The sequence below is a fragment of the Shewanella sp. 11B5 genome, assembly GCF_002836795.1.
GTDB lineage: Bacteria > Pseudomonadota > Gammaproteobacteria > Enterobacterales > Shewanellaceae > Shewanella > Shewanella frigidimarina.
The window spans coordinates 1-1805 of sequence record NZ_PJAP01000766.1; the positions used below are offsets into that span (position 1 = coordinate 1).

At 39.9% G+C, this 1805-nt stretch carries 1 protein-coding gene, 1 pseudogene and 1 riboswitch; of the genes and pseudogenes, one reads left to right on the forward strand and one right to left on the reverse strand.

Going from position 1 to position 1805, the window contains the following annotated elements; genetic code table 11:
- Positions 1-944: TonB-dependent receptor plug domain-containing protein (locus CXF78_RS16245; RefSeq protein WP_180957186.1), on the reverse strand; the 944-nt coding region annotated here is incomplete at its 3' end.
- A 257-nt stretch (positions 945-1201) separates the two neighbouring features.
- Positions 1202-1301, forward strand: a riboswitch (TPP riboswitch).
- Between the two features lie 206 nt (positions 1302-1507).
- On the opposite strand from CXF78_RS16245, the pseudogene CXF78_RS16250 reads away from it, so the two are divergent.
- Positions 1508-1805 (forward strand): annotated as a pseudogene (locus tag CXF78_RS16250) (phosphomethylpyrimidine synthase ThiC); the annotation flags it as partial.

Sequence of the window (1805 nt, forward strand, 5' to 3'; positions counted from 1 at the left end):
TTACCCTTAGTTTTCATTGGCATCATGCCGGTTTTTTCATCGGTAAAGAAGCCCATTTGATGCTCTACATTGTGCCAGTTTGCTTGGGCTGTGAACTCGCCTTCGTTTTCAAGTGTTCGTTGATAACGTACTAATGCGCCATAACTGTCATTATTCGTCATGTCCATATACTGGTTTGCAAAACCTTGAAAGGGGATATGTTGATGAGTCAATTTGACAGCAACTTGTTGAATGTCATCTTGCCAAGCAGCGGTTAATACATGATTTTGTGATTGGTATAAAGTGTCTAGTACTTTATCGCCATGGGCATCTGTATAGCTGTTTGCATCTTCAAATGATCCTTGGTAATTAAAGCTTAATGTTTTACTAGCAACAGTGGCATTTACACCTGCGAGAATGGCGTCATTGGTGCTTCGATAACCGCTAGATATGTTACCACTTTGCCATGTCACTGTGTCGCTATCGGTAAATACAGGGGTTAAGCTAGTGACGTTAATTACGCCTGCAATGTTATCGCCACCGGCGCTCACCGGAGAGACTCCAGCAACCACTTGGGTCGAACTAATTTGATTGGCTGACACATATGAAAGTGGCGGGTTCATCTGGTTTGCACATGATGACGTAATGTCGCTGCCATCAATGAGCACTTTGATCCGATCACCCATCATGCCATTTAAAATCGGTAATGCAGATACACCACCCGCTTCAGAAAAATCTACACCTTGTTTATTTAATAAGTTTTGTGCAGAACCGAGTAAATCGTTATTGGCCGCTTGTCCATGTACTTCAACCCGCTCTATGCCTTCACTATTTCGCTTATCATACTGTTCAGCCATCACTGGTTGTGTAATAGCAAACATTATAGCCAATGCAATTGATGAGTAAACCCATGGGGAATTAGTATTTAATTTAATGGTTTGCATTACTTTATTTGTCAATGTCATCACCTTTATTGTTATTTTATCAACCTTTGATGAATATATTTCAAAGGTGTTTATTAGTCTGTTAAATTATAACCTGCTAATAAATATGATGAATGCGACATAGTGTCGCACCTTGATGAATAGCTGTCTGTGGTGATGAATGAATCATGGAGATATCAATGACACTGCATCAGTTTCTGACATGTGGATTGATGACTTTTGTATGAAATGATTATTTTAGTGCTTGTTATTTAGCGACAAGCTTGCTTATACTGCGTGACATCTTGTCGGAGTGCCATTATGGCTGAGACCGTTTATTCGGGATCCGTTGAACCTGATCAGGCTAGAACCTGCGAAGGAAACAAGCGTAATAATCATGATTATTGGGAAGATAAATAACGTATTAACACGATTGTAATTGGACGTTTACCTCCGAGTTTTTTATCGGCTTATATTCCAGTTACGTTATTACTTTAGTATTTTTCTATGTGATTATTGACGTAAGCAATAGCTTTTTTATTGTTTACTGCTGCTATCAACACCTCTCCAGACAAGCAACTCTACTCTTAATATTGAGGTTGCTAATGTCAAATCCAAACCGTCGTCAAACTCGAGCTAACGCTCAACAATTTATTGATACCCTTAAACCGTTACAACATCCTAACTCGGAAAAAGTCTATTTAGCGGGTAGTCGTGCTGATATCAACGTTGCTATGCGTCAAGTTAATCAAACTGATACCGTTATTGGTGGTACCGACGCTGAACCCATTAAACAAGCCAATCCGCCGATCATGGTTTATGACTGTGCGGGTGCTTATTCTGATCCCCTTGCTGATATCAATGTGCGTGAAGGCTTACCTAAAATCCGTCAAGCATGGATTG